The following is a 25799-nucleotide window of genomic DNA, read 5'->3' on the forward strand; positions in this document are numbered from 1 at the left end:
GATTCTGACAGCTCTTCGCGATCAGTTCTCGTCGATGAGGGTTACTCTGCCCGTGTCCAGGTCGTAGACCGCGCCGACCACCAGGACGCCGTCGAGGCTCTCGCGGCGGCTCAGGTCGGCGACGGTGCGGCGCACCTGGAGCCGCATCGCGCGCGAGGCGGCCTCCTCGGGCTCCTTCGTCTCCGACCACGCCTGCGAGGCCGGCTGCCACAGCTGCTCGACGAGGTAGTCGGTGCGCGGGTCGTGCGCGTCGTCCTCGACCGCGTGCAGCGCCGCGTTGATCGCGCCGCACCGCTCGTGCCCCAGCACCACCACGAGCGCGATGCCGAGCTCGGCGGCGGCGAACTCGAGCGAGCCGACGGCGGCCCGGTCCGGGACGTGCCCGGCCGTGCGGACCACGAGCAGCTGCCCGAAGTCGCAGTCGAACACGCTCTCGGCGGTCACCCGCGAGTCGATGCACGTGAAGACGGCGGCGCTGGGGGTCTGCCCGGGTGCGGCCTCGCGGGCCGCGGTGATGTCGCGCTTGTAGCGGGGCTCGCCGGCGATGAATCGGCCGTTGCCCTCGAGGAGGGCGACCAACGTGTTGGCGGCTTGCTGGTGCTCCATCAGTGAGGAGGCGGTCAGTTCTGGCACGCCCTGAATGGTGCCGCACGATCCCGCCCGGCGCAACCCGGACGCGAGAGCGGACACGCACCTTTTACAGAGCGCACGTTACCGTTTCGAGATCTGTTGGTCATTAACCAGGACTTGAGGCTCGCCTTACGTGACTCTATGATGAATACATACAACCGCAATGGGATTCACCAGCGGTTTCACACCCCACTCTGTGCTCTGGAGGAGACCCGTGCGCACTTACGGCGACGGCTGTCCGGCCGCCCACGCGCTCGACCTCGTGGGCGAGCGCTGGTCGCTGCTCATCGTCCGCGAACTGCTCCTGGGCCCCAAGCGTTTCACCGATCTCCGCGTCGGCCTCCACGGGGCCAGCGCCAACGTCCTCTCGCAGCGGCTGCGCGAACTCGAGACGCACGGCGTGGTCTCCAAGCGCCGCCTGCCGCCCCCGGCCGCCTCCAAGGTGTACGAGCTCACCGAATGGGGCCGCGACCTCGAACCGGTCATCGTGTTCCTGCTGCGCTGGGGCGCCCGCTCCGCAGCGATCCCGCTGGACGCGCCGATGGGCGCGGACGCGCTGATCCTGTCGATGCGGACGCTGTTCATGCCGGTCGCGGCGCGCGGGTTCGACGCGGCGTTCGAGCTGTGGGTCGACGACCGGCCGTTCATCGCCGAGATCATCGACGCGCAGCTGCTCCTGGCGCCGGGCCGGCCCGAGCACCCGCACGCGGTGATCCGCACCGATGCCGAGACGCTCAAGCGCCTCACGCTGGGCAACCGCAGCCTCGACGTCTCGCTGCACGCGGGCCGCGTGACCGTCCAGGGCGACCAGGCGATGGCCGAGCGGTTCCTGGGCCTGTTCCGCCTGCCGGAGCCGGCCCCGGCATCGGCGGGGGCGACGCCGGGCCCGGTTTAGCGGCCGGGTCCGTTCTACGGATGCGGTGCTCATGAAACCAGGCGGATCTCCCCGGTGCCGCCGGGCCTGGCGCGGCGGTCGGTGATGAGCATGTGCCCGGGCGCGTGGGTGATCGCGAACGGCAGCTTCGCCTTGACCACCGCTTCCTGAAGCGTCACACCGCAGGCCCAGAACACCGGTACGTCGCCGTCGTGGAGGCGCACCGGGTCCCCGAAGTCGGGCCGGTCGAGGTCGCGGATGCCGATCGCGCCGGGGCGGCCGATGTGGACGGGGGCGCCGTGCGCGTACGGCATGTCGGCGGTGACCGCCGCGGCGAGGTCGATCATCGCGGCCGGCATGGGCCGCATCGAGACCACCACGGGGCCGCGGAAGCGCCTGGCGCCCAGGCATTTCAGCGAGGTGCGGTACATGGGGACGTTGACGCCCTGCTCGAGGTGGCGCAGCGGTATGCCCGCGCGCTCCAGGAACGGCTCGAACGTGAAGGTGCAGCCGGTCAGGAAGGTCACCAGGTCCGAGCCCCACAGGTCGGCCACGTCGGTGCGCTCGGCGACCAGCTCGCCCTTCTGCCACACCCGGTACGCGGGCAGGTCGCGGCGCAGGTCCGCGCCGAAGGCCAGGTCGGTCCAGTACCGGCCGGGCCCCACCACGTCCAGCAGCGGGCAGGCCCGCGGGTTGCGGACCGCGAAGCGGCGCAGGCTGATCGCATGGCGGGACGGCACCGACACCAGGTTGGCCTGCACGTACCCGTGCGACCAGCCGCTCGTCGTGGCGACCAGGCCGCCGCGGAACCTGGCGCGGGCCTCGTGAGGCTTGGTCTGGGCCTCGGGACGCTGTCTCGTGAACATCGCTCCTCCTCTGCTCGATACGTCGAGCCTCGTGGCGGGCGCGTCAAGACCTTCACGAGTCGTTCATGAGACACACACCGGTACCTGCACCGTCACTCTGCGCAAACCCTTTGCAACCGTTCCCAAATGATCATCAACTGCCCATAGACTGGAACCGTCCCCGCCAATGACGGCCGCACCTCGACTCCCCCGGGAGGTGGACCGTGGACTTCGGCATCCTCGGGCCCCTGCAGCTGGCCTTGGAGGGCCTGCCCGTGGCACTGCCCGGGCGGGTCCTGCCCCGGCTGCTCGCCGTGCTGCTCCTGGAGGCCGGACACGTGGTGCCCCTGCCCAAGCTCGTCGACGCGATATGGGAGGAGCTGCCGCCCGCGACCGCGCGGCGCCAGATCCAGAACACCGTCGCCAGCGCCCGCGGCATCCTGCTGCCGAACGGCACGAGCGAACTCGAGACCGTCGGCGACGGCTACCGGTTGCGCGTGCGTCCCGAGCAACTGGACTCGCTGCGGTTCCAGCGCAGCGTGCGCATCGCCCGCGAGCAGGAGGCGGCCTCCGAACCCGAAGCGGCCCTTGTGAGCCTGCGCGAAGCGCTCGACCTGTGGCGCGGCCCGACCCTCGCCGGGCTCGGCGGGCGCGTCATCGCGGCGGGGGCGCGCCGCTGGGACGAGGAGCGCGCCGCCGCCGAGGAGTCCCGCGCCGAACTCGAACTCGCGCTCGCCACCGGCGTGTCCGTGGTGGCCGACCTGCGGCGGGTCCTGGAGGCCCACCCGTACCGCCAGCACACGGCCGAGCTGCTCATGACCGCGCTCTACCGGGAGGACCGGCCCGCCGAGGCCCTCGACGTGTACGAGTCGATCCGCCGCGAACTCGCCGAGGAGCTCGGCATCGACCCCGGCCGGCGCCTCAAGGAGCTCCACACCGCGATCCTGCGCGACGACCCGTCCCTCAGGGCCGCACCGCGAACCGCGGCCCCGGCCCCCCGCCCCGAACTCCCCGCGCCCGCGCAGCTGCCTTCGGACAGCGTCCACTTCACCGGCCGCGCCGCGCAGCTGGCGGTGCTCGACCGGCTCCTCGAAGGGGGCCCGCAGGTCGCCGTGATCTCAGGGATCGGCGGCTCGGGGAAGACCACGCTCGCCCTCCACTGGGCGCACCTGGTGCGCGAGCGGTTCCCGGACGGGCAGCTGTACGTGAACCTGCGCGGCTTCGACCGCACGCCCTCGCTCGCCCCGCTGGACGCCCTCGCCGGGTTCCTCAGGGCCCTGCGCGTCCCGACCGAGGCCATCCCCTCCGACCTCGACGAGGCCGCCGCGCTGCTGCGCTCGCGCCTGGCCGACACCCGGACGCTCCTCTTCCTCGACAACGCCCGCAACTCGGCCCAGGTGCTGCCGCTGCTGCCGGCCACGGCCGGCTGCGTGGCGGTCGTGACCAGCCGCGGGCGGCTCCCCGACCTCGCCGCCGCGCACGACATCCGTCAGGTCACCGTGGGCGCACTCGACGGCGGCGAATCCGTGCGGCTCCTGGAGAGCCTCATCGGGGACGACCGGGTCGGACGCGAACCCGATGCGGCCGAACGGGTCGCGGACCTCTGCGGCGGCCTCCCGCTCGCGCTGCGCATCGTCGGCACCAACCTCGACGCGCAGCCCGGCACCACCTTGGCGGCGACCGCGACGGCGCTCGCCGGGCACGACCGGCTCTCCCGCCTCGCCGTCGAAGGCGACCCCACGACGACCGTGGCCGCCGCGTTCGACCTGTCCTACCAGGCGCTCGAACCCGAAGAGGAGCTGCTGTACCTCAACCTGGCGTGCCTGCCGGGCACGGACTTCTCCAAAGGGCTCGCGTGCGCGCTCGTCACGTGGGAACCCGAAGCGGCCGAACGGCTCCTGGCGAACCTCGTGGCCGCCCACCGCATCGACGAGTACCGGCCCGGCCGCTACCGCTTCCACGACCTGGTGCGCGAGTACGCCCGCCGCAAAGCGGAGGCGGCCTTCGACCCGGCTGCGCTGCAACGGCTCCGGGAGCAGGCCGTCGCGTGGTACGCGAAGGGGTCCACGCGCCTGCCGGTGCTCGAGTACCGCAACATCGTGGCGACCTTCCTCGAATGGAACGGCCACCCGCACGTCTCGCGGCTCCTCGCCCGGCTCATCTCCTTCGCCGACGCCGGCTACCGCGACGACGCCGCGAACCGGCGGGCGCTCTCGGACTCCCTCTACGAGCTGCCCGAACTCGCCCACGTCGCCGAACTCGGCATCGAGACCGGCAAGCGCTCGGACGAGCCGATGGACGCCGTGCGCGCCTACGCCCTCGCGGACGCGGTGGCCTTCGCGTCCGGCGACCTCCACAAGTCGAAGGCGTACGCGGAGAAGACCCTCGAGTACCTGCGCCTCACCCCGCACGGCGACGCCACGGGCAAGGCCCGCAACGACCTCGCGACCACCCTCACCCAGCTCGGCCGGTACCGGGAGGCCGTGTCGCTGCTGCGCGAGGCCGTCGTCGCCGCCGAGCGCTCCGGCAACCGGGACGTGCGCGTCGAGGTCCTCACCTCGCTCGGCACCGTGCTGCGGCGCATGGGGATCTTCGCCGAGGCCGAGGCGCTGCTCTTGAAGGCCCGCGACCTCGACGCGGCGGCCCCCGACGGGCCGACCACGGTCTACCCGCTGCTGTCGCTCTCGGAGCTGTACGTCGACCAAGGGCGCATCAGCGCCGCCGAGCACCTCAGCCGCGAGATCGCCGAGATGCTCAGCGACCACCCCTCGAAGTACTTCCGGTCGCGGCTCTATTTCCGGCAGTTCGCGGTCCACCGCGCCGACGAGGACTACCCGCGGGCCGAGGCCGCGCTGCTGCGCAGCCTCGAACTCGTCGAGCAGTTCAACAACTGGCGCCACCAGCTCATCTACACCTACTGGCTGGCCGACCTGTACGTGGACGCCGAGCAGTTCGAGCAGGTGCGGGACACCCTGGAGCGGGTCGCGCACCTGGCCCGGTACGAGACCTCGGAGTCGCTCGCGGTCAAGGCCAGGGTCATGTGCAAGCTCCACACCGCCGAAGGCGATCTGCGCAAGGCGATCAGCCTGGGCCGCCAGGCGTGCGACGTCTTCGCGGCCATGCCCGACCCGCTGCGCCAGGCCCGCAGCCTGCTCGCGCTGGCGAACGCCTACGAGGCGGCCGGGCTCGCGGGCGAGGCCGAGCGGTGCCGCGAGGAGTCGCGGGACCTCTTGAGCGCCTTGGGCATCGACCCGGGCTTACCGACCGGCGAAGCACCCACCCCACCCACCCGGGGGCCGACCAGCCTGCGTCAATGGTCTCCGGCAGGTCCGACAGGAATCCGGGTAACGAGTCGTCACGCCGCCGATCTTCACCCGAAAGCGTGAACGCCCGCGGCCGCCCATGACTTTGGTCAGGGGCGGGTCCAGTCGTTCGACAGATGCGGTCCCAGTCGGCCGGTTCCTACAGTGGTGTCCACACCCACCGATGCGAACGCATCCGAACGACAGCGAGGGAACGACATGCACGCGATCCGGCACCACGAATTCGGCGGCCCCGAAGTGCTCGTGTACGAGGAGGTGGCCGACCCCGAGCCCGGCCCCGGGCAGCTGCGCATCGCGACCCGCGCCGCCGGCGTCCACCTGCTCGACACGACCTTCCGCAGCGGCGACAAGAGCGGCCCGTACCCGCTCCCGGACCTGCCGATGATCCCCGGCCGCGAGGCCGCCGGGATCGTCGACGCGGTCGGCGAGGGCGTCGACCCGTCGTGGATCGGCAAGCGCGTGGTCGCCCACCTCGGGTTCGCCTCCGGCGGGTACGCCGAGAAGGCCGTGCGCGAGGTCGCGAACGTGCACGAGATCCCCGAGGGCGCGGGGTTCGCGGAGGCGATCGCGATGATCGGCACCGGCCGCACCGCGCTCATGGTCCTCGCGGTCGGGCCGGTGAGCAGTGATGACGTGGTGATCGTGCCGGCCGCCGCGGGCGGCATCGGCACCCTCCTGGTGCAGGCCGCCAAGAACGCCGGGGCGTACGTGGTCGGCCTGGCGGGCGGGCCGGACAAGGTGCGCCAGGTCGCCGAGAACGGGGCCGATGCGGCGATCGACTACAAGGCCGCGGACTGGACCTCGGTGCTGGACAAGGCGTTGGAGGGCCGCGAGGCGACCCTGCTGTTCGACTCCGTGGGCGGCGAGACCGGCCGGGCGGCCTTCGACCGGCTGGGCTTCGGGGGCCGCATGGTGGTCTTCGGGTGGTCGGCCGGGAAGGCCACCGAGGCCACGGTCGCGGACATCGTGGGCCGCGGCCTCACGGTCTCCGGCGCGCTCGGCCCGAAGCTCCTCGAGAAACTGGGCGGCCTCCGGGCCCTCGAAGAGCGCTCGCTGGCCGAGCTGGGAGCGGGACGCCTCCGCCCGGCGGTGCACACCTTCAAGCTGTCCGAAGCCGCCGAAGCCCATCGCGCCCTTGAGAACCGGGGCACCACCGGCAAGGTGGTCCTGGTCCCGTAGCCGGTACGGTCCGGAAGCGGACCATGCACCGGTGCGCGCCGCGGGCACCGGGAACACGGCGACGCCGCCCCGGCGGCTTGGCCGGGGCGGCGTCATCGGGTCGGGACCTGGCGGCTCGGGGCCGGTAGGCCGCCGGGCGGCTGTCGGGCCTTAGGAGGCCCGGGCGAGTTCGGCGGTCGTCAGGTGGGCCGGCACCACCGGCAGGACCTCGGCCTCGGCGTGGGCCCGCGCGAGCGGGACCGAGAGGGCGAGGCCGGCCAGGGCCAGGCCCACACCGACGAGGATCGGCGCGGTCAGGCTCAGCCCGGCCGAGAGGGCCAGGCCGCCGAGCCAGGCGCCGTTGGCGTTGGCGAGGTTGAAGGCCGCGTGGTGCAGGGAGGAGGCCAGCGACGGGGCGGCGTGCGCGCCGTCGAGCAGCAGCCGCTGCATGATCGGGCCGACCAGCGAGGACGAGAGCGCCATCAGGAACACCCCGGTGATCGCCAGGAACGGGTTCGCCATCGTGAAGAACATCATCAGCATCACGGCCGCGATGGTCGTGAACGAGGCGAACAGGCCCTGGATCGGGGCGCGGTCGGCGACGTGGCCGCCCACGATGTTCCCGGCCGTGAGGCCGAGGCCGAACACCGCGAGGGTGATCGCGATGGCGACCGTGCCCAGGCCGGTGACCTCTTCGAGGATCGGCGTCAGGTAGGTGTAGGCCGCGAACATGCCGCCGAAGCCCACCGCGCCCGTGACGAGCGGGAGCAGGACGCGCTTGGAGCGGATCGCCCGGATCTCGTCGGACGCCTTGGTGGGCACGATGACCCCGCGGGTGTCGGGCACGGTGGCCCAGATCGCGGCGGCGGCCACCAGGCCGAGCGCGGCGACCGCGGCGAAGATCCAGCGCCAGGAGAACTGGCCGATGAGCAGGGCGCTCACCGGGACGCCGATGATCGTGGCCACGGTGAGGCCGGACATGATCCCCGAGATCGCGCGGGCGCGCCGCTCGTAGGAGACCAGGCTCGCGCCGACCACCGCGGCCGCGCCGAAGAACGCGCCGTGCGGCAGCCCGGCGAAGAACCGGGAGGCGAGCAGGGTCCCGAAGTCGGGGGCCAGGGCGGTGACGAGGTTGGCGACCGCGAACCACGCCATCAGGGCGATGAGCAGCGGCTTGCGGGGGACGCGGGTGGTGGCGACGGTGAGCAGCGGGGCGCCGAGGACCACGCCGATGGCGTAGGCCGAGACGGCCAGGCCGGCCTCGGCGAGCGAGACGCCCGAGGAGGCGGCCACCTGGGGCAGGATGCCCATGATGACGAACTCGGCGGTGCCGATGCCGAACGCGCCGATTGACATGGCGAACAGGGGCATGCGCATGGAAAGCAGCTCCGGGAAGAAGAGAAGGAGGGTGAGAACGCTGAGGCTGTCACCGGCTGCTTCCTTGCCGTACCGGTCGCTGTCAAGAACGGGAGGCTCGCGCCTCCGCACCAATCATAAATACACTCGCCCACGGAGTAAAAGGCTTGGAGATGAAATCCTGGCGTGATGTCCGTCGCCGCCGCGTTACGAACGCCGCCCGGGTGTTTCGGCGGTGACCGGCGTCAATGCCGCCATCATCGCGAACACCTCGGCGGTGCGCGAACCCGGTTGCGGCACATAGAAGATCAGCCGGAAGCAGGTGCCGGGCACCTCGAGCACCTGGCAGTCGAACTCGAGCGGCCCGTACTCCTCGTGCACGACCTGCTTGGTCTGGACGGTGCGGACGCCGACCTCGTGGTCGGCCCACAGCTCCCCGAACTCCGGGCTCGACCGCAGCAGGTCGTCCACCAGCGCCCGCAGCACCGAGTCGGCCGGGTCGCGGGCGAGCGAGGCGCGCACATCGGCCACGCACTGGCGCAGGAACCCCGCATAGCGCTCGTCCGACAGGGCCGCGGCGGCGTGCGGGCCCGAGAAGTTCGTGCGCAGGATGTTCCGCTGCGCGGGCTCCAGCTGCGAGAGCCACCCCATCAGCCGGTCCGCGGTCGGGTTCCAGGCGAGCATGTCGTAGGCCGCGTTCACCGCATAGGCCGGGTAGTCGTCGAGACCGGCCAGGAGGTTGCGGATGGTAAAAGGCACCTCGCCGCGGTTCGCCGCACTCGTGTCGGGCCGCTCGTCGGCGAGGTTGAACAGGTGCGCGCGCTCGTCGTGGACGAGCATGAGCGCCCGGGAGAGCGCCCCGAGGACCTGCCGGGACGGCTTCGGCCCGCGCGCCTGCTCGAGGCGGATGTAGTACTCGACCGAGATCCCCGCGAGCTGCGCGACCTCCTGGCGCCGCAGGCCGGGCGTGCGCCGGCGCGGCCCCTCGGGCAGGCCCACGTCGCCCGGCTTGAGGGCGGCGCGGCGGGTGCGGAGGAAGTCGGCGAGCTGCTGGCGGTCCATGGGTCGATCATCCCCCGGTTCGCCGCCCGGAACCAGGTACGGCCGGTACCACCATAAACGGTCCTCTTTGCAGCGCCCGCGATCGCGCGCAGGATCGTGGACATGAACGAGACCACCGCACCCAAGACCGCACTGCACCGCATCGCCCTCGTCACCGGCGCCAACAAGGGCATCGGCTTCCACATCGCCCGCGCCCTCGGAAAGCAGGGCCACACCGTGCTCGTCGGCGCCCGCTCGGAGGAGCGCGGCGAGACCGCCGCCGCGGCCCTGCGCGAGGAGGGCCTGGACGCCCGCTTCCTCCACCTCGACGTGACCGACGAAACCTCGGTCGCCGCCGCCGCGAAGCGGGTCGAGGACGACTTCGACCACCTCGACATCCTCGTGAACAACGCGGGCATCGCCCTGGCGGACGGGGACTGGAACACCAGCGAGCTCACCGTGGCGACGGCCCGGAAGGTCTTCGAGACCAACGTCATCGGCGTCATCTCGGTGACCAACGCACTCCTCCCGCTCATCCGCAGGGCGGGCGCGGGCCGGATCGTGAACGTCTCCAGCGAGGTCGGCTCCCTCGGCTTCATGACCGATCCGAACCAGCCGTTCGCGTCCATGCAGGCCGGCGCCTACGGCGCCTCCAAGTCGGCGCTGAACATGCTCACCGTCTCCTGGTCGAAGGAGCTGGAGCCCACCGGCATCAAGATCAACGCGATGACCCCGGGCTACACCGCGACCGATCTCAACGGCAACCAGGGGACGCGCCGGCCCGAGGACGCCGCGGGCGCCGCCGTCGAGCTGGCGCTCATCGGGGAGGACGGCCCGAACGGCGGGTTCTTCCAGGAGGGCAACGAGTACTTCGACACCGCGGTGGTCCCCTGGTAGGGGCCTCGATCCGGTCCGGCGGGACGCCGACCATCGGTCGCCGAGCACGCCGCGGATGAAGGGGTGAGCATCCCGGCCGCGCCGTGCTCGGCGCGGCCGCCGGTGCGGCTCTCCCGATGACGCCGAGGCGCTGACGAGGTGGATGCACCGGAGGCTTCGCTGCGCAAACGCCGACAGCACCGCTCCCCGCCGGACCTCTGCCTCGGATCAGTCGCCTTGCGGTTCAGATACCTGCGGTACTGCCCGTTGCGCCATGGCCTGATCCATGAGCCGGCGCGCAAGGTTGCGGGTCTTCGCGTTGTCGTCGAGGAAGCCTGCCACGATCTCGTCCGCACGCCCACGCGCAGTCGCCGCGGACTTCTCGTAGACCGAATCCGTGCCCGACGCGGTCGGGTCAGCGCTCGGGGGCCTCCCAGTACCGATTGGTCCACATGCGCCGCAGGCCGCCGCGCAGATCCACCTTCGGCGCGGGAGTCTCCGGTTGCGCGCCTCGGGGCCCGAACCGGTCGATGCGCGCATCCCAGCGGTGCAGGATCGATCGCTCGGGATCGGGCACGGCGGTGAGGTCGATGACGAGTTCGATCCGCGCGATCTGCCCGGCGGCGACCTCGAATGCGGCGACCTCGCGCGCGGCATCGTCGGAGCCTCCCGGGACGGGAAGGGGCGCTTCGGGAGCACTCAGCTCGAGGCGGTGGAGTCCGGGGGCGACCTCGAACCACATGCGCGTCCAAGAGGCCGCGACGCGAGCACCGTCGAGCACGAGCTCGGGCGCGGGCACGGCGGTGCGGTGGCGGATGGGGACGAGTTCGCCGAGCCAGTCGAGGGCCTTGCGCTGCGCGCCGTTGATGCGGGCCTGCCCGGAGGGCAGCTGGCGGGCGAGTTCCTCAGAGGACAAGTCGGCCTTGACGAATCGGGCTTCGATGAGCAGACCGGCCGAGCCCGGGCTGAGCGCCGGTGTCTCGCCTTCGGGGTCGAGTACGGTCGGTGCGGCCAGCTCGGAGGGTGTGAAGGGCCGGGTGTCGAGCGGCGCTTCGGGCGGGAGCCGGTTGTAGCGCAAGTAGGTCCACAGGACCCGCAGCGCCCACCCCGCAAGAGCGGCAACGGGGATGCCGAACACGAAGACGAACCCTGCCGCCTCCGGCACCGGCCCTCCGGCGGTGAGTAGTCCGAGCCTCACGGCGCCGACGAGGATCAGCGGGCACAGCAGCATCGCGACCACGGCGAGGACGGCGCTGCGGCGGTGCCCTGCAAGCGCGGGCAGGTACTGGCGGTAGTTCAACCGACCGCGCGGGCCCAGCGTGTGGCCGGTGTTCGCGGCGAGGGCGCCGTGCAGCCGTCCAATCGCGAAGTTCCGATGGACCTCACCCAGCACGCCCACGTAGTCGAGATCCGTTCTCGATCCGGCCTGGATGTCGACGGCTCGCCACGTCCGCGAGTGAAGGCTCTGCACCTCCACCAGGTGGCGCCCGGCCGTGAGCGGAAGGTCGATCGAACCCCATCCGGCCGCAACGGCCCTGCCGTCCACGAGGACGACCGGGACGAGACCGGCCTTGAGGTCGTCCATGCTCGCGACCGGGTCGCCGGCGGACCGGCGCGCCCGGTACGCCTCGGCGCGGGGCCCGAGCGGCTTGCCGCCCAGGCCCCGGCAGTAGCCGGTCCGCAGCCGCAGCACCCCGCCGCCCGGCGCGCTCGGCATCCGCCCGATCGGGGCGATCCGCCAAGCGCGCCAAGGCGCTTTGAAGCAGGGGCTGCGGCCCGCGGTCAGCTCCATTCGACCTCGGTGGGATTGGAGGGCCACCAGTCCTGGCTCTGCGCGGTGTTGGCGAGGCCGTCGGCGACGCCCAGGCCCGCACCGCCGCCGTCGTAGCCGCCGTTCCAGCTTTCGGAGTCGAAGAAGTTCCCGCCCTGGTAGGTCGGGAAAATGTTCGTGACGGACTGGACGCCGTGCTGCCAGTAGCCGGTGTTCGCGTGCCGGCCGGCCGGGGTCATCGTGAACTTGCGGGCGAAGAAGGTGCCGAAGCCCTCGATCATGTTCGCGATGCTGGCGCCCGCGGCGTCGAGCGGGCTCGCGGGGTTGCCGTTGGCCTTCTGGAAGACCCATGTGAAGGCCGTGAACGCCCCCATCAACGCCGCACAGGTATGCCCGGCGGTGGAGATCCCGGCTTCTGCGGTCTTCGCGAACCCCGCCATCGTGGCGGCCACCGCGGTCGCGCTGGCCCGGATCCCGGCCGCCGCGGGCGCGCCGATGCCGGTGGCGAGCGCCGCGAGGTAGGCGACCAGGAAGGCGTTCATGACAATCGTGACCGTCAGCAGGAACACCCAGTAGGCGGCCAGCAGCGCTGCCATGACGAGCAGTGCGGAGGCGACGAGGCAGGCGTTCACGGCCAGCTCGGTGAGCTGTTGCATGAAGTCCTCGGACTTCTGCTTGAAGCCGCCGGCGTCCTCGCCGCACCAGTTCTCGTCGTTGACGGATTCGACCTCGGCCCGCAGGGCCTCGACGGCGTCCATGTTGCGTTCGGCGAGCGTCAACCACGCGCCGGCGGCCTTGGTCAGGTCGCCGGGATTGCACTGGTTCATGTAAATGCTGGTCGCCAGGGTCTGCACGCCCAGGCTGAACGCGATCGCGGGCGGCATGATGGCGAGCGCGCAGCTCTTGATGACCCCGTTGAAGTACGGCGACATCTGGCTGCCCGCGTCGAACAGGGTTTCTCCCATGGTCATCGGGGTGGTGCTCCTCAGCTAGTTTCCGTTGCCGCTGAATGCGGTCGCGCAGGACTTGTCCGCTTCCTCCATGTCGGTGACGCATCCTTCAACGGCGTCGTGGAGCTCTTGGAAGCACTGCCCGGCCCCCGCCATCGCCTCGGTCACGGTCGACACCGCGGTGGTGTACGCGACGGCCATGGTGAGGGTCACAACGGTGTAGAGGCTGCGGTCGATCGACTCGAGGTTCCCCAGGGGCTCGTTGGTCGACTCCAAGATGGGCACCACGTTGTTGGTGATGTTCGCGTTCATCTCGGTAATGAACTGGGCATCGAATACTCTGCTCATGCTCGTTCGCTGATCCTTCGCTTGATGTCGTCACCGGCATTGAGGGTGCTTTCGAAGAACGCCTCGGTCGCCCAGACGTCCTCGGCGGCGCCGGACTCGGCATTGTCGATGGTCGCCACCACGTCTGCGGGCAGTCGCTCGCGGACCTGGTCGCTCGAGAGCTCGCGCAGTTTCTCGCGGGCCTCGGCGACGAGCTCGGTGAGGCGCTGGCCGAGCCCTTCGACACCGCGCTGGCGGGCGGCGGCGCCGATCCGGACCTCGGCGATGACCCGCTCGGTGGTGGAGACGACGGCAAGGTCGCCGGTGCCGCTGACCGCCTCGGCGAGGAGGACATCGGCAGGTGCTTCCTCTCTGGCCGCAGCGGTCTCGCGGAAGGCGCTCAGGACTCCGCCGAGGTGCGCTCCGAGAGCGCGGTCGTGCTTCTCGACGGCGAAGGGGACGGCGCCGTCCGGCACCGCCTCGATGCCCAGGCGCCGGCGTGCCATGGCCGCGAACGCCTCGTAGCCGCCGCCGGCCATGGCCTCCTGGAGTTCGCCTATCGCGGTCAGGCTCGCGGCCACGACCTCCTCGGCCTCCGTGCCGGGACGCGGGAGGCGCTCGGCGACCTCCGTTATCAGCCTGGCGATCTCACCTGGGGGGCGGCCCAAGGTCTGGGAGGACAGCTCGATGACGATCTGCTCCCCGGCGCGGATGGTTACAAATTCGTCAATGTCGGTGTATATCGCGTCAGTGTCGCTCACTGGTTTCGCTCGTTTCGGTGGGTGGACCTCCGACGATAGCGAAGCCCTGCACGCCTCCACAACAGATCCGCAGAGGACCGAGACTTTGAAAGGCCTTGGGGGCCAGTGATATCCGGGTGAGCGGATGCCTGGAACACTGAAAGCGGTGCGAGGACGGAACGAAGGGGCCCAAGGCGGTTAAGCCTTGGGCCCCTTCGAAGCATGGTCCAGGTCAGCCTAGACAGCAGTTCTCGAATACGGCTCGCAAGCTTCGCCGCTGTGCTCCCGCACAGCCCGAGCACCGTTCTCTCGAGGAGGCCTGGTGAGAATGGATCGAATTGGTCAACCGATTCGGTGGTTGCAGCGCCGAGCGGTCGTCCAGACCGCAGCGGATCTGCTGTCGCCAAGGCCCCGCCTCCCAGCGCTCATCACCTTGATAACTCGCAGCGGTAATCGGTATGGCTTCTCTCTGGGCCAGAGGCGTGGCGGATGGCAGTTACGGCGGTCCCGACCCGCGGATATGGGCCCATCCGGTCCTGATCCTTACCGCTGCGGTGATGGCGGTCTTCGCGTTCGCCACCGGCGGTGTCCTCGACTCGACGTCGTCGGCCCAGCTGTCGCCGCGGTGGAAGAGGGCGACGATGTCGTGGACAGGCCGATGGACAAGAGCTCGGGAGAACACGGCGAGTCGCACGAAAAAGGCCCTGTAACCAGGGCCTTTCTTGTAGGGCAGGCAGGACTTGAACCCGCGACCCAGGGATTATGAGTCCCCTGCTCTAACCAGCTGAGCTACTGCCCCGAGCGGGCAATATCCTCTCACACCGCGTGGCCCCTCGGTGTCCGGAGGGGATGGCCGGGACCGGGACGGCGCCGCGGGATCGTCGCGGAGACTTCATCGGTCCCGAATGCGGGCGCAACGGGCGTAGGGAACAACAGGGCGAGACGAGGGTGGTCTCCGGTAACATCTGGGCCACAACTGCAACGGTTTGATAACGACACCTGCAGTTGTTACCCAGCTCTCCATAAGATCCGTCTCACTCCCGTCGTTTCGTGTTTCTCGAACAATCCACGATGCGCGGGTTCCGAAGCCCAAACCTCCCGAGGGGGCCCTTTGAGACGTGCAGTGTTGTTGCTGTCGGCTGCGTTCGCCGGCCTGTTGCTGGGTCTGGGGGTGAACAGCAGCGCCACCGCCCAGGACGCCTTCGGCGTCCACGGCACCCTGGAGAACCAGCAGGACGAGCCGGTCGCAGGAGTCTCCATCACCGTGACCGACGCCTCCGGCACCGAGGTCGCCACGGTCCAGAGCGCCGAGGACGGCACCTGGGCCGTACCGCTCGAGGCGGGCGGCGACTACGTCGTCGTGCTCGACGAGTCCACCCTGCCCGACGGGCTGGTCGTGCGCAACGGCAAGCCGGAGCTCGAAGTCACCATCAGCTCCGACAGGACCGTGCTGTTCCCGCTCGACACACAGGTCGCCGGCGGCGCGGAACCCGGCGGGGACGAACCCTCCTCCGGCGGCGACGCGACCGGCGAGACCCCCGGTGACGACGAGTCGAGCACCGGCGCCGACGAGGCGGAGAACGGCGAGAACCTCGCCGAGATCGAGGACGAGGGCGGCGCCACCCGCGCCGTCAGCCTCCTGTTCTCCGGACTCCACTTCGGACTCATGATCGCCCTGGCGGCGGTCGGCCTCTCCATGGTGTTCGGCACGACCGGACTCACCAACTTCGCCCACGGCGACCTCGTCACCTTCGGCGCGGTCATGGCCCTGCTGTTCAACCTCACCTTCGGCGTGCCCGTCTGGGTCGCGGCCATCGCCGCCGTCATCCTCGGCGCCGCCTTCGGCTGGCTCCAGGACTGGGGCCTGTGGGCGCGGCTGCGCCGCCGCGGCACCGGCCTGGTCTCGATGATGATCATCTCCATCGGCGTGGCCCTGCTCATCCGCAACGTGACCCTGTTCTTCGTCGGCGGCGAACGCCAGCGCTACAACGAGTTCGTGGGGCAGCAGCCCTGGGACTTCGGCTGGCTCGTGATCACCCCGAAGGAGGTCGTGACGGGCTCGATCGCGCTCGTCGTCTGCATCGCGGTCGGCCTCGCCCTCGTCTTCACGCGGCTCGGCAAGGCCACCCGCGCGGTCGCGGACAACCCGTCGCTCGCGGAGTCCACCGGCATCGACGTGAACCAGGTCGTGCGCCTGGTGTGGACGATCGGCGGCGCGCTCGCGGCCATGTCCGGCGTCTTCCTGGGCATCAGCGACGGCGTGAAGTTCGACATGGGCCAGCACCTGCTGCTCATGGTGTTCGCCGCGGTCGTGCTCGGCGGGCTCGGCACCGCATTCGGCGCGTTCGTCGGCGCGATGCTCATCGGCGTGTTCGTGCAGATGTCGACCCTCGTGGTCGCGCCCGAGCTGAAGTACGTCGGCGCGCTGGCGGTCCTCATCATCATCATGCTCACCCGGCCGCAGGGGATCCTCGGCCGCCGCGAGAGAATCGGCTAGGAGAGCGAAATGGATTGGCACTTCGTCTTCAGCCAGGCGCTCACGCAGGCCATCGGGCCGACGATGCTCGTGTACGCGCTCGGCGCGATCGGCCTGAACCTCCAGTTCGGCTACACGGGCCTGCTCAACTTCGGCCAGGCCGCGTTCGCCGCGGTCGGGGCCTACGGGCTCGCACTGGCGGTGGTGGCCTTCGGGCTGCCGTTCTGGTGGGGCATCCTCGTCGGGCTGGGCTGCGCTGTGGTGCTGGCCCTGCTCATGGGCATTCCGACACTGCGGCTGCGCGCCGACTACCTCGCGATCGTCACGATCGCCGCGGCCGAGATCGTGCGCCGCCTCTTCCGGGCCACGGTCTGGTCGGAGCACACCGGCGGCTCGGACGGCATGCGCGGGTTCTCCGACCCGTTCTTCGAGCTGAACCCGCTCTCGGAGGACGCGACCTGGACGTTCGGGTTCATCTCCATGGACAGCGGCCGCCTGACCGTCGACTTCGGACTGTTCGACCTCCAGTACTCCCACCGCGACCTGTGGGTCATGACGATCGGCTGGGCGCTGGTGGCGTTCTTCTGCATCGTGCTGGCCCTGCTCGTGCACAGCCCGTGGGGCCGGGTCCTCAAGGGCATCCGCGAGGACGAGGAGGCCGTGCGGAGCCTGGGCAAGAACGTGTTCGCGTACAAGATGCAGGCGCTGGTCATCGGCGGCGTCATCGGCGCGGTGGCCGGGTTCGTGTTCGCGCTGAGCCGCGCGAACGTGCAGCCCGACACGTTCTCGACGGACTTCACGTTCTACTTCTACGTGGTCCTGATCCTCGGCGGCGCGGCCCGGATCTTCGGGCCCGTGCTCGGGGCGGCGCTGTTCTGGTTCCTGTACACCGTCTTCTCGCAGGGCCTGAGCCAGGCGATCACCGCGGACCTGATCTCGCCCGAGCTCATCAACCAGACGCAGGTGGGGCCGCTCGTGTTCTTCCTGCTGGGCCTCGGCATGGTCCTGCTGCTGATCTTCCGGCCGCAGGGCATCCTCGGCAACAAAAGGGAGCTGATGCTCGATGTCCGATAGAGCCTCGATGCCCAATGAAGCGCAGCCCGGTGAAGCGGCGCCGGAGACCGAGACGGCCGAACCGGCCGTTGCGGACAAGAGCGCCAGGGCGGGCATCGCCGCGGCGCGCGCGTCGCTGGCGGACGTGCCGCCCGAACCCGGTGCGCCGAAGCAGGACCCGATCCTCAACGCCACGGACGTGCGCCGGGCCTTCGGCGGCCTGGTGGCCGTCGACGTGGCGCACCTGGAGGTCCAGCGGGGCACCATCACCGCCCTCATCGGGCCCAACGGCGCGGGCAAGACCACGTTCTTCAACCTGCTCACCGGTTTCGACCGGCCGAGCCGGGGCGAGTGGGTGTTCGACGGCCGCCGCGCCGACCGGATGCGCTCGTACCAGGTGGCGCGGGCGGGCATGGTCCGCACGTTCCAGTTGACGAAGGCGCTCACCCGCATGAGCGTCATGGACAACATGCTCATCGGCGCCGCCGACCAGATCGGCGAGCGCTTCTGGGCCGGCCTGATCCCGCCCCTGTGGAAGGCGCAGGAGGCGGCGAACCGGACGCGGGCCTTGGAGCTGCTGGAGCGGTTCAAACTCATCGACAAGCGCGAGGACTACGCCGGGGAGCTCTCCGGCGGCCAGCGCAAGCTGCTGGAGATGGCCCGCGCGCTCATGCTCGAACCGAAGATGGTGATGCTCGACGAGCCGATGGCCGGGGTGAACCCGGCGCTGAAGCAGACGCTGCTGGAGCACATCAAGAACCTGCGCGAGGAGGGGATGACGGTCCTGTTCGTCGAGCACGACATGGACATGGTCCACGAGATCGCGGACTGGGTCGCCGTGATGGCGGCCGGGCAGCTCATCACGGAGGGCACGCCGGACCAGATCTCGGCGGACCGGCGGGTCATCGACGCGTACCTGGGCGCCCACCACGACGCGGCTCAGCGTTAGGAGACGACATGAGCGACAACGAGACTGCGGTCGGCATCGGACCGACGGGCGCGCCCTTGGAGGCGACGCCGGACTCGGACACGGAGGTGTGCTCCCGCGAGGGGCACCTGGCGGCCTCGCAGGACGCGCTGCTGCGCGCCGACGAGGTGCAGGCCGGGTACCTGCCGGGCGTGTCGATCCTGAACGGCACGGACCTGTACGCGAACGAGGGCGAGCTGGTGGGCATCATCGGCCCGAACGGGGCCGGGAAGTCGACGCTGCTGAAGGCGATGTTCGGGCTCGTGGGGGTGACCTCGGGAGCGGTGACGCTGCGGGGCCAGGACATCACGAACCGGAAGGCGCACCAGCTGGTGCCGCTGGGCGTGGGGTTCGTGCCGCAGACGAACAACGTGTTCGCGGCGCTCACCGTGGAGGAGAACCTCGAAATGGGGGTGTTCCTGCGGCCCAAGGCGTTCCGTGAGCGGTTCGCGTTCGTGGTGGACCTGTTCCCGATCCTGGGCGAGCGGCGTGCGCAGCGGGCCGGCTCGCTCTCGGGCGGCGAGCGGCAGATGGTGGCGATGGGCCGGGCGCTCATGATGGAGCCCACGGTGCTGCTGCTGGACGAGCCGTCGGCGGGGCTGTCCCCGGCGATGCAGGACGAGGTCTTCTTCAACACCAAGCAGATCAACCAGACCGGGGTCACAGTGGTCATGGTCGAGCAGAACGCTCGGCGGTGCCTCCAGATCTGCGACCGGGGTTACGTGCTGGACCAGGGCCGCAGTGCCTACACCGGTCCGGGTGCGAGCCTGATCGACGATCCGAAGGTGGTCGAGCTGTACCTGGGGACGCTGGGCCGAGCTAATTTACGGCTCGCAAGCTTCGCCGAGAGCGTTGACGGCGCAGGCGTCCGCGGGTGCGGCCCGCTAGAACACGGATAAGGCGATGCCCCTCGGGTCCTGTGGTCCCGAGGGGCATCGCCGTTGGTGTTCGCTGCTTACTCTTCGAGGTCGCCGAACGTGTAGCCGAGGTTCACGAAGGTGTTGTCGGCCTGGTATTCGAAGACGCCGATGGTGGCGGCGGAGACGTCGCCCTCAGGCGAGAACTCGATAGGGCCGGAGTAGCCCTCGTAGTCGATGTCCTCGCCGTCCTTCAGGAGGTCGGCGCACTCGGTGTAGCCGTTGCACTTGGTGCCTTCGCGGCTGACGCCGATCAGGTTCTCCTTGATGACCTCGGAGTCGACCTCGCCGCCTTGGAGTGCGGCGAGTGCGGCGAGCACGGTCGCGTCATAGGACTCGGGGCCGTACGTGAAGTCGGTCAGCTCCGGGTCCACACCGAGGAGGCGCTCCTGGATGGCGGCGGTGTCGGCACCCGGGTAGGTGCCCTTGGCGCCCTCCAGGAAGCCCTCGGGGAACTGGTCGCCGTAGTTGGAGAGGTTGCCGTCGACGAAGTACCAGCCGAGGTCCTGCGCGCTCATGTTCTCTTCGGCGAGCGCGGGAGCGAGGTTCACGATCTCGTTGAAGGTGATGAGGACGACCGCGTCGGCGCCGGAGTCGGCGACCTGGCCGGCCTCGGCGGAGAACTCGGTGGCGGCCGGGTCGTAGACGATCGTGTCGATGACCTCACCGCCGAAGTCGGTGAAGTTCTGCTCCACGGCCTCGGCGAGGCCGGTGCCATAGGAGTCCTGGAGCGCGAGAATGATGATCTTCTCGTGCCCGTCCTGGATGATCGTGTCGGCGAGGACGCGGCCCTGGAGGATGTCCGAAGGGGCCGTGCGGAAGTAGTAGTCGCCGTTCGCGTACGTGGTGAACTCGGGCGAGGTGTTCGCCGGGGAAATCTGGACGATCCCCTCCTGGTAGAGCTTGTCGATGAAGCTGAGCGACACGCTGGAGGAGGCGGCGCCGATGACGGTGTGCACGCCCTGGCGGATGAGCGCGTCCGCCGACTCGCTGGCGATGGGCGAGGTGGTGTCGCCCGAGTCCTGGTGGATGACCGAGGCGTCGCAGCCGAGTACGCCGCCGGCCTCGTTGATCTCCTGGATGGCGAGGTCGACGCCGGCGAATTCGGGCGGGCCGAGGAAGGCGAGCGAGCCGGTCTGCGGCAGGATCGTGCCGATCTTCAAGCCGTCGCTTTCGCAGTCGGCAGCGCCGCCGGAATCCGAATCGTCGCCGCACGCGGTGATGGAGAGCGCTGTGATACCAGCTGTGGCCACTGCCAGCAGAGCTCGGGGAAAGCGGGACATGGTTGCTCCTAGTTTTTTTGTTCGAGAGGACACGCGGCAGAGATTGGAGGTTTGCGTGATCCGAGTTACACACTATGGCAGTAGGGAACCTGATGACAGCGGTCGTGACCACACCCGATCCTGTTTGTGATGAGTCCGTGACCTTCTCGTACAGGTATTGCAATCGCAGGTCGTCCGTGTTGCCGCCCAGCGACGTTCGGGCCGCCCTCCCCGCGGGCGGCTCCCCCGGCAGGGGGAGCACGGTCGCCCCTGCAAGGGGAGGCCGGTCGCCCGCTCGCGGGAGGGGCCGGGCGCGCCAGACCGCGAGTCTGTAAGCATGACAACGCGAACGCCGCTCCGACGGCCCACCCGCCTCGCACGGGCGACCGTGCTCGCCGCCTTCCTCTGGTCGCTCCTGGCCCTCCCGTTCGGGCTGTGGCAGCTCCTCGACCCCGAGAGCGGCCCCTACTCGCACGAGCTCTACGAGCCCACGATCCCGCTCCCCGCAGCGCTGCCCGACTGGTTCGCGCCCGCCGCGCTCATCGCCGCCGGCGTCGGCGGACTGCTCATCGCCCGGGCCAAGCCGAAGCTGTGGCCGCTCACCGCGCTCTACGCCGCGGTCTTCGGGCTGCTGCTGACGACGATCTCGCCCATCTCGCTCGCCGGGTACCTGTGCGCGTTCCTCATCCCGATCGCGGCCGTCGTCGTCCCGGTCCTCGTGGCCCGCGGCACGATCGCCCGCCTCGTCACCGCCGCCGTGATCGCCGCGGTCCTCGTCGCGCTCGGCGTGACCGGGGTCGTCGACTACCCCGCGGTCGTCGGATTCGCGAAGGACCTGGGCGCCACCATGGTCGGCATCGGCGGCTACTTCCTGGCGCAGATCTGGACGCTCGCGGGAGCCGTCGTCTGGAGCGCGCTGACCATGCTGCTGCGCTTGCAGCGCCGCGAGGGCGAGCCCGCGCCCGAGTGGCTCGCCCCCGAGCGCGCCGCGAAGTGGGGCCGGATCGCCGCCTGGACCGCGTTCGCCTGCGCCCTCCCCTACGGCCTGGTGCGCATGAGCTGGCTGACTCCGTGGGCCTACGCGGGCGGCCCGGTCGGCGAGGACTTTCCGCTCGAGATGCGGATCTGGGGCCTGCTGCTCGGCTTCGCCGCGCTCGGCGGCGGCGTGCTGTGCCTGGGCCTGACGCAGCGGTGGGGCGAGCGCTGGCCGTTCTGGATGTTCGCCCTCAAGGGCCGCCCAGTGCCGCCGATGGTCGCGATCGTCCCCGGGGCGATCATGGCCGGGGTGTTCACGTTCATGGCGGTGCCCATGGCGGCGTTGGGGATTCGCCAGGACGCCCCCGAGCTGATCTGGTCGTTCCCGTTCTGGCTGTGGGGCCCCGCCCTCGGCGCGGCGACGTTCGCCTACGCGATCCGGCGGGGCAGGGTCGACACGGGAGTGGTCCGATAGGGGCTTGACCGATTGCGGGACCCGGCCTAAGGTCGAGTCCTGCAATCAATTCCGCACAAATCTGCAACTCCTTGCAAAGGAAGCAAACACATGCTCGACATCCTGGTCGTGGGCGGCGTCGGCGTCGACACCATCGTGCGCGTCCCCGAGATCGCGATCGGCGACGGCGACTCGCTCGGCGTGGAACCGATCTACGACTACGTGGCCCACACCGGGAACGGGGTCGCCCTCGGCTGCCTCCACCTCGGGCTCGCCACCCGCTTCATCGACTACATCGGCGACGACGAGCAGGGCCGGCTGGTCCTGGGCCACTACGAGCGGCACGGCCTCGACTTCCGGCACCTCATCTCCCCCAACGGGACCTCGCGCTCGGTGAACCTGGTCGACGCCGGCGGGCGGCGCTACTCCTTCTACGACTACCGCCACGACGCCGATCTGCGCATGCCCGCCGAGTTCTTCGGCCCGCACGTCGCCGAGGCCAAGCACGTCCATGTCTCGATCCCTAACCACACCAGGGACGTGCTGACCGCGATCCCCGAAGGCGTGACCGTCTCGACCGACCTGCACGGGTGGGACGGCGAGGCCGAGCACCAGAAGGCCTTCGCCCTGCGCGCCGACCTCGTGACCCTCTCCGCAGCGAAGCTCGGCGGCGACCCGGAGAAGGCGATGCGCTGGATCCTCGACAACGGCCGCGCCGCGGTCGTGATCGCCACGAACGGCGAGCACGGCGGGTACGTGCTCGAACGCGGCGGGTCCCTGGAGCAGTACGACGCGATCGACCCGGTCGCCCAGCTCGGCGCGGCGGTCCCTGCATGGGCCGACTGGTCCCCCGTGGACTCCAACGGCGCGGGCGACGCGTTCGTCTCGGGGATGCTGTGGGCGCGGGCCCGGGGCGGCGACCTCGCGGCCGCCATCAACGCGGGCCGCGTGGCGGGCGCGTACGCGTGCCGTACCAAGGGCACGAGCACGGCCCTCATCTCCGCGGAGCTGCTGGCCGAAAGCCTTGCGGCGCTGAAGCGGTGATCGACGGCCCCGGCGCAGAGCGCCGGGGCCGTTCGCTACTCCGCGGGCTTGTTCGCGGTCATGGCCTTCGCGCGGGCGATCACGTCGTCGAACGGCGAGGGCTCCACGGGCACCGTGCGCACCGCGTCGCGCCGCTCAGGCTGGACCACCAGCATGAACAGGCAGCCGACGACGGCCGCGACGAGCGGGGCGCCCAGGCCGATCTCGGTGGCCGGCCAGATGCCGGTGGCGGCGCCCGTGCTGATGAGGAACGCGGCCCAGACCGGCACCGCCCAGGCCCCGGCGAGCACGAGCAGGTCGCGGCGGCGGCGCAGCTCGGGGCGGATGAGCCACACCAGGAAGTCGAGCCACGCGCCCGAGAGCAGGAAGATCCACACGTACCCGCCGTACTCGAAGCCCGAGTACGCGCCGGCCATGATCGCCGGGTACGCGAACGCGACCGTGAAGAACCCCAGCGGCAGCCGGAACCGGCCGGTCATCATGACCGCCAGCGCGAGCACCAGCACGGTGGTGAACACGATGCCCGCCACCGGGAAGCCCTCGAAGACGTGCGGGCCCTTCAGGGCCGCCGCGACGGCGAACGGCGAGTTCGTGTGCGGCACGAGGTAGGCGAGGAAGAGCACGAGTGCGGTCGTGATGTAGCCCAAGGAGAGTGCGGGGGCGGCCATGCGGGCCTCGAGCGGGATCGGCTCGGGTTCGGCCGCGAGTGTGGCGCGGCGCCAGGCCGAGAGGAGGGGTGCGGCGACGATGAGGACGCCGCCCGCGGCCAGGGTGAGGTGCGAAGGGCTGAAGAGGATCGCGAGGTTCGTCTCGACGCCGAGCACCTCGTGCCAGATCATGTCGGCGATGCCGGAGGCGAGGAAGAGCGGGATGCCGATGACGGCGGGCCCGTAGCCGTGGGGGACGGCGGCCATGCCGGTGCGGCCCTCGGCGCGGTGGGCGCGGATGAAGATCCAGGCGATCCAGGCGGCGGTGGCGAAGAAGCCGGTGTAGAACGCCAGGTGCCACCAGGTGAAGAACGATTCGGCCCAGCCGCGGGCGTGGGCGGTGACGTCGAGGATGAGGCCGCCGAAGAACCACGCGGAGAAGGCCGCGGTGGTGAGGTCCTGCCACCAGGTGGCGTAGGCGCGGGGCTGCCGGGAGTCGGTCAAGAGGTGCATCTTGTACTCCAGCAATCGGTCCAGGGGTGTGATGGCCATGACCTCATCATGGCCTACCCGCACCTCCCGCGCAATTCCCGATTCGGCGGCGGTCCGTTCACTGAGGACGGTCTGTACTCGGTCCCCTACGCGCTCGGGCGCTTCAGAGTGAGGACCTTCGTGACAGAGCCGTTGTCTTCGGGCTTGTCTCGCACGTGCTCGAAGCCGAGCTTCTTCATGACGGCGAGCGAGCCGGTGTTCTGGTCGGCGACGGTGGCGTGCACTTCGTCGAGACCGAGGCGGGTGAAGCCGTAGTCGATGATCGCCTGCGCCAGTTCGGTACCGAGGCCCCGGCCCCAGGCGCGGTGGGCGAGGGCGTAGATGAGCTCGTGGCCGCCGGACTCCTCGGTCGGCTTGATCTCGGCGTGGCCGATGAGGTCGCCGTCCTCGCGCACGGCCCACACGTCGAACTTGCCGGTGTCGTAGACGTGCGTGAAGACGCGGTGGAACAGGGCCCGGTTGGCCTCCTCGGGCTCGGGTCCGTCGCCCATCCACTGCGAGACGCGCGGGTCGCCGAAGAGCGCGACGAAGCCCTCCTCGTCGGCGGGGACGTACGGGTCGAGGACGAGGCGCTCGGTGCGCAGGGTCGGCGTCATGGCCCGAATGCTGCCATGGCGGCGGCCCTGCCGCACCGCATTATTGGGCCGGTGTGAACTCGACCAGGTAGAGCTTGGGCCAGAGCTTGCCGGTGAGGTAGAACGCGCCCTCCTCCTCGGCCGCGGCGATCCCGTTGAGGACGTCGGCGCCGCCCGCCTCCTCGGGCGGGAGGAGGCCGGTGGCGTCCACGACCGCGCCGACTTCGCCGGTGGCGGGGTCGATGCGCACGATCTGGTCGGTCTGCCAGAGGTTGGCCCAGACCTGGCCGCCGGTGCATTCGAGCTCGTTGATCTGGTAGACCGGCTCGCCCTCGAGCGTGACTTCGACGGTGCCGGTCTCCGCGAACGTGACCGGGTCGCGGAACGTCAGCGTCGAGGAGCCGTCGCTCATGACGAGCTGCGTGCCGTCATAGCAGATGCCCCAGCCTTCGCCTTCGTACTGGACGCTCTCGAGGATGTCGAGGGTGACCGGGTCCCGCCGGTGGGCCACGTGCTCCTGCCAGGTGATCTGCCAGATCGAGTCGTCGGTGAGGGTGAGGCCTTCGGCGAACTGCTCGGCGGGGAGGTCCTGGGAGGCGAGCACGGCGCCGGTGCCGGGGTCGACGATGCGCACGTCCGAGGCGCCGTACTGGCCGGCGCTCTCGTAGAGGACGGTGCCGTGCTCGGGGTGCTCGGCGAGCTGGAGGCCCTGGGTGAAGGAGGTCGCGTCGTGGTCGTAGGTCTCCAGGACCTTGACCTGGAGCTCCTCGACGCCCGCGTCCTCGGAGACGGTCACCTGGTCCTCCGCGACGGCGTCGCCGGTGCCGCAGCCGGCGAGGGCGAGCAGTCCGGCCGCGCCGAGGGCCAGGCCGCGCCGCGTCGCGCGCTTCTCATCGAACACTGATCTCATCTCCAGCCGGTCAGGGGTGATGCTTCGTACCGTACTGGTCGCGGCAAAGGAGGACAAGTGCCCCGTGAGGGGTGCT

22 protein-coding genes and 1 tRNA gene are annotated in these 25799 nt (G+C 70.4%); 10 read left to right on the top strand and 13 right to left on the bottom strand.

Annotated features, from left to right (window positions below; genetic code table 11):
- Positions 1-21: 21 nt before the first annotated feature.
- Positions 22-633, bottom strand: coding sequence for a carbonic anhydrase (locus QWI33_RS03295; protein WP_289954852.1), 612 nt, complete (start codon positions 631-633; stop codon positions 22-24).
- Positions 634-793: 160 nt separating this feature from the next.
- On the opposite strand from QWI33_RS03295, the gene QWI33_RS03300 reads away from it, so the two are divergent.
- The gene (locus QWI33_RS03300; protein ID WP_353895344.1) at positions 794-1525 is read left to right on the top strand and encodes a winged helix-turn-helix transcriptional regulator; all 732 of its coding nucleotides are present in this window, start codon (positions 794-796) and stop codon (positions 1523-1525) included.
- Between the two features lie 29 nt (positions 1526-1554).
- Here QWI33_RS03300 and QWI33_RS03305 read toward each other — a convergent pair whose 3' ends face one another.
- Complete coding sequence (locus QWI33_RS03305) at positions 1555-2370, bottom strand: putative hydro-lyase (protein ID WP_289954858.1); 816 nt, start codon at positions 2368-2370, stop codon at positions 1555-1557.
- Positions 2371-2573: 203 nt separating this feature from the next.
- On the opposite strand from QWI33_RS03305, the gene QWI33_RS03310 reads away from it, so the two are divergent.
- Positions 2574-5735, top strand: a complete 3162-nt coding sequence (locus QWI33_RS03310; protein WP_289954859.1) for an AfsR/SARP family transcriptional regulator — start codon at positions 2574-2576, stop codon at positions 5733-5735.
- Positions 5736-5870: 135 nt separating this feature from the next.
- Positions 5871-6851, top strand: coding sequence for a zinc-binding dehydrogenase (locus QWI33_RS03315; RefSeq protein ID WP_289954861.1), 981 nt, complete (start codon positions 5871-5873; stop codon positions 6849-6851).
- A gap of 150 nt (positions 6852-7001) precedes the next feature.
- Here QWI33_RS03315 and QWI33_RS03320 read toward each other — a convergent pair whose 3' ends face one another.
- Both QWI33_RS03320 and QWI33_RS03325 read right to left on the bottom strand, forming a co-directional pair.
- Positions 7002-8207, bottom strand: coding sequence for an MFS transporter (locus QWI33_RS03320; RefSeq protein WP_289954862.1), 1206 nt, complete (start codon positions 8205-8207; stop codon positions 7002-7004).
- Between the two features lie 186 nt (positions 8208-8393).
- Positions 8394-9248: a helix-turn-helix transcriptional regulator gene (locus QWI33_RS03325; protein WP_289954865.1), complete on the bottom strand. Its 855-nt coding sequence runs from the start codon at positions 9246-9248 to the stop codon at positions 8394-8396.
- 102 nt (positions 9249-9350) lie between these two features.
- Between QWI33_RS03325 and QWI33_RS03330 the strand changes: the two genes are divergently transcribed.
- Positions 9351-10124, top strand: coding sequence for an SDR family oxidoreductase (locus QWI33_RS03330; protein WP_289954866.1), 774 nt, complete (start codon positions 9351-9353; stop codon positions 10122-10124).
- A gap of 394 nt (positions 10125-10518) precedes the next feature.
- Here the strand turns inward: QWI33_RS03330 and QWI33_RS03335 are convergent, their stop codons facing one another.
- From QWI33_RS03335 to QWI33_RS03355, 5 genes are all read right to left on the bottom strand, one after another.
- A complete protein-coding gene (locus tag QWI33_RS03335) occupies positions 10519-11895 on the bottom strand; it encodes a hypothetical protein (RefSeq protein WP_289954868.1) in 1377 nt (458 codons plus the stop codon).
- The gene (locus tag QWI33_RS03340; protein ID WP_289954870.1) at positions 11886-12845 is read right to left on the bottom strand and encodes a hypothetical protein; all 960 of its coding nucleotides are present in this window, start codon (positions 12843-12845) and stop codon (positions 11886-11888) included. Before QWI33_RS03340 ends, QWI33_RS03335 begins: the two co-directional genes overlap by 10 nt.
- A gap of 18 nt (positions 12846-12863) precedes the next feature.
- A complete protein-coding gene (locus tag QWI33_RS03345) occupies positions 12864-13172 on the bottom strand; it encodes a hypothetical protein (protein WP_289954872.1) in 309 nt (102 codons plus the stop codon).
- A complete protein-coding gene (locus QWI33_RS03350; protein ID WP_289954874.1) occupies positions 13169-13912 on the bottom strand; it encodes a hypothetical protein in 744 nt (247 codons plus the stop codon). The genes QWI33_RS03345 and QWI33_RS03350 overlap by 4 nt, the downstream gene beginning before the upstream one ends.
- 704 nt (positions 13913-14616) lie before the next feature.
- Positions 14617-14690, bottom strand: a tRNA-Ile gene (locus tag QWI33_RS03355).
- Between the two features lie 372 nt (positions 14691-15062).
- Here QWI33_RS03355 and QWI33_RS03360 point away from each other — a divergent pair.
- The 4 genes from QWI33_RS03360 to QWI33_RS03375 are packed head-to-tail and all read left to right on the top strand — an operon-like array spanning position 15063 to position 19286.
- Complete coding sequence (locus QWI33_RS03360) at positions 15063-16388, top strand: branched-chain amino acid ABC transporter permease (RefSeq protein ID WP_289954876.1); 1326 nt, start codon at positions 15063-15065, stop codon at positions 16386-16388.
- Between the two features lie 9 nt (positions 16389-16397).
- The gene (locus tag QWI33_RS03365) at positions 16398-17441 is read left to right on the top strand and encodes a branched-chain amino acid ABC transporter permease (protein ID WP_289954878.1); all 1044 of its coding nucleotides are present in this window, start codon (positions 16398-16400) and stop codon (positions 17439-17441) included.
- Positions 17431-18369: an ABC transporter ATP-binding protein gene (locus QWI33_RS03370; protein WP_289954880.1), complete on the top strand. Its 939-nt coding sequence runs from the start codon at positions 17431-17433 to the stop codon at positions 18367-18369. Before QWI33_RS03365 ends, QWI33_RS03370 begins: the two co-directional genes overlap by 11 nt.
- Before the next feature lie 8 nt (positions 18370-18377).
- On the top strand, positions 18378-19286 hold the full coding sequence (locus tag QWI33_RS03375) for an ABC transporter ATP-binding protein (protein WP_289954883.1): 909 nt from the start codon (positions 18378-18380) through the stop codon (positions 19284-19286).
- A gap of 56 nt (positions 19287-19342) precedes the next feature.
- Here QWI33_RS03375 and QWI33_RS03380 read toward each other — a convergent pair whose 3' ends face one another.
- A complete protein-coding gene (locus QWI33_RS03380; RefSeq protein ID WP_289954886.1) occupies positions 19343-20467 on the bottom strand; it encodes an ABC transporter substrate-binding protein in 1125 nt (374 codons plus the stop codon).
- 436 nt (positions 20468-20903) lie between these two features.
- On the opposite strand from QWI33_RS03380, the gene QWI33_RS03385 reads away from it, so the two are divergent.
- The gene (locus QWI33_RS03385) at positions 20904-22016 is read left to right on the top strand and encodes a hypothetical protein (protein WP_289954887.1); all 1113 of its coding nucleotides are present in this window, start codon (positions 20904-20906) and stop codon (positions 22014-22016) included.
- A gap of 90 nt (positions 22017-22106) precedes the next feature.
- Positions 22107-23039 carry a carbohydrate kinase family protein gene (locus tag QWI33_RS03390; RefSeq protein ID WP_289954889.1) on the top strand — a complete coding sequence of 311 codons (933 nt, stop codon included), beginning with the start codon at positions 22107-22109 and terminating at the stop codon, positions 23037-23039.
- Positions 23040-23074: 35 nt separating this feature from the next.
- Here QWI33_RS03390 and QWI33_RS03395 read toward each other — a convergent pair whose 3' ends face one another.
- From QWI33_RS03395 to QWI33_RS03405, 3 genes are all read right to left on the bottom strand, one after another.
- On the bottom strand, positions 23075-24238 hold the full coding sequence (locus QWI33_RS03395; RefSeq protein WP_289954891.1) for a hypothetical protein: 1164 nt from the start codon (positions 24236-24238) through the stop codon (positions 23075-23077).
- 86 nt (positions 24239-24324) lie between these two features.
- On the bottom strand, positions 24325-24834 hold the full coding sequence (locus QWI33_RS03400) for a GNAT family N-acetyltransferase (protein WP_289954892.1): 510 nt from the start codon (positions 24832-24834) through the stop codon (positions 24325-24327).
- A gap of 40 nt (positions 24835-24874) precedes the next feature.
- Positions 24875-25714 carry a glutaminyl-peptide cyclotransferase gene (locus QWI33_RS03405; protein WP_289954896.1) on the bottom strand — a complete coding sequence of 280 codons (840 nt, stop codon included), beginning with the start codon at positions 25712-25714 and terminating at the stop codon, positions 24875-24877.
- Between the last annotated feature and the right edge of the window lie 85 nt (positions 25715-25799).

The sequence above is a fragment of the Glycomyces tritici genome (assembly GCF_030403505.1).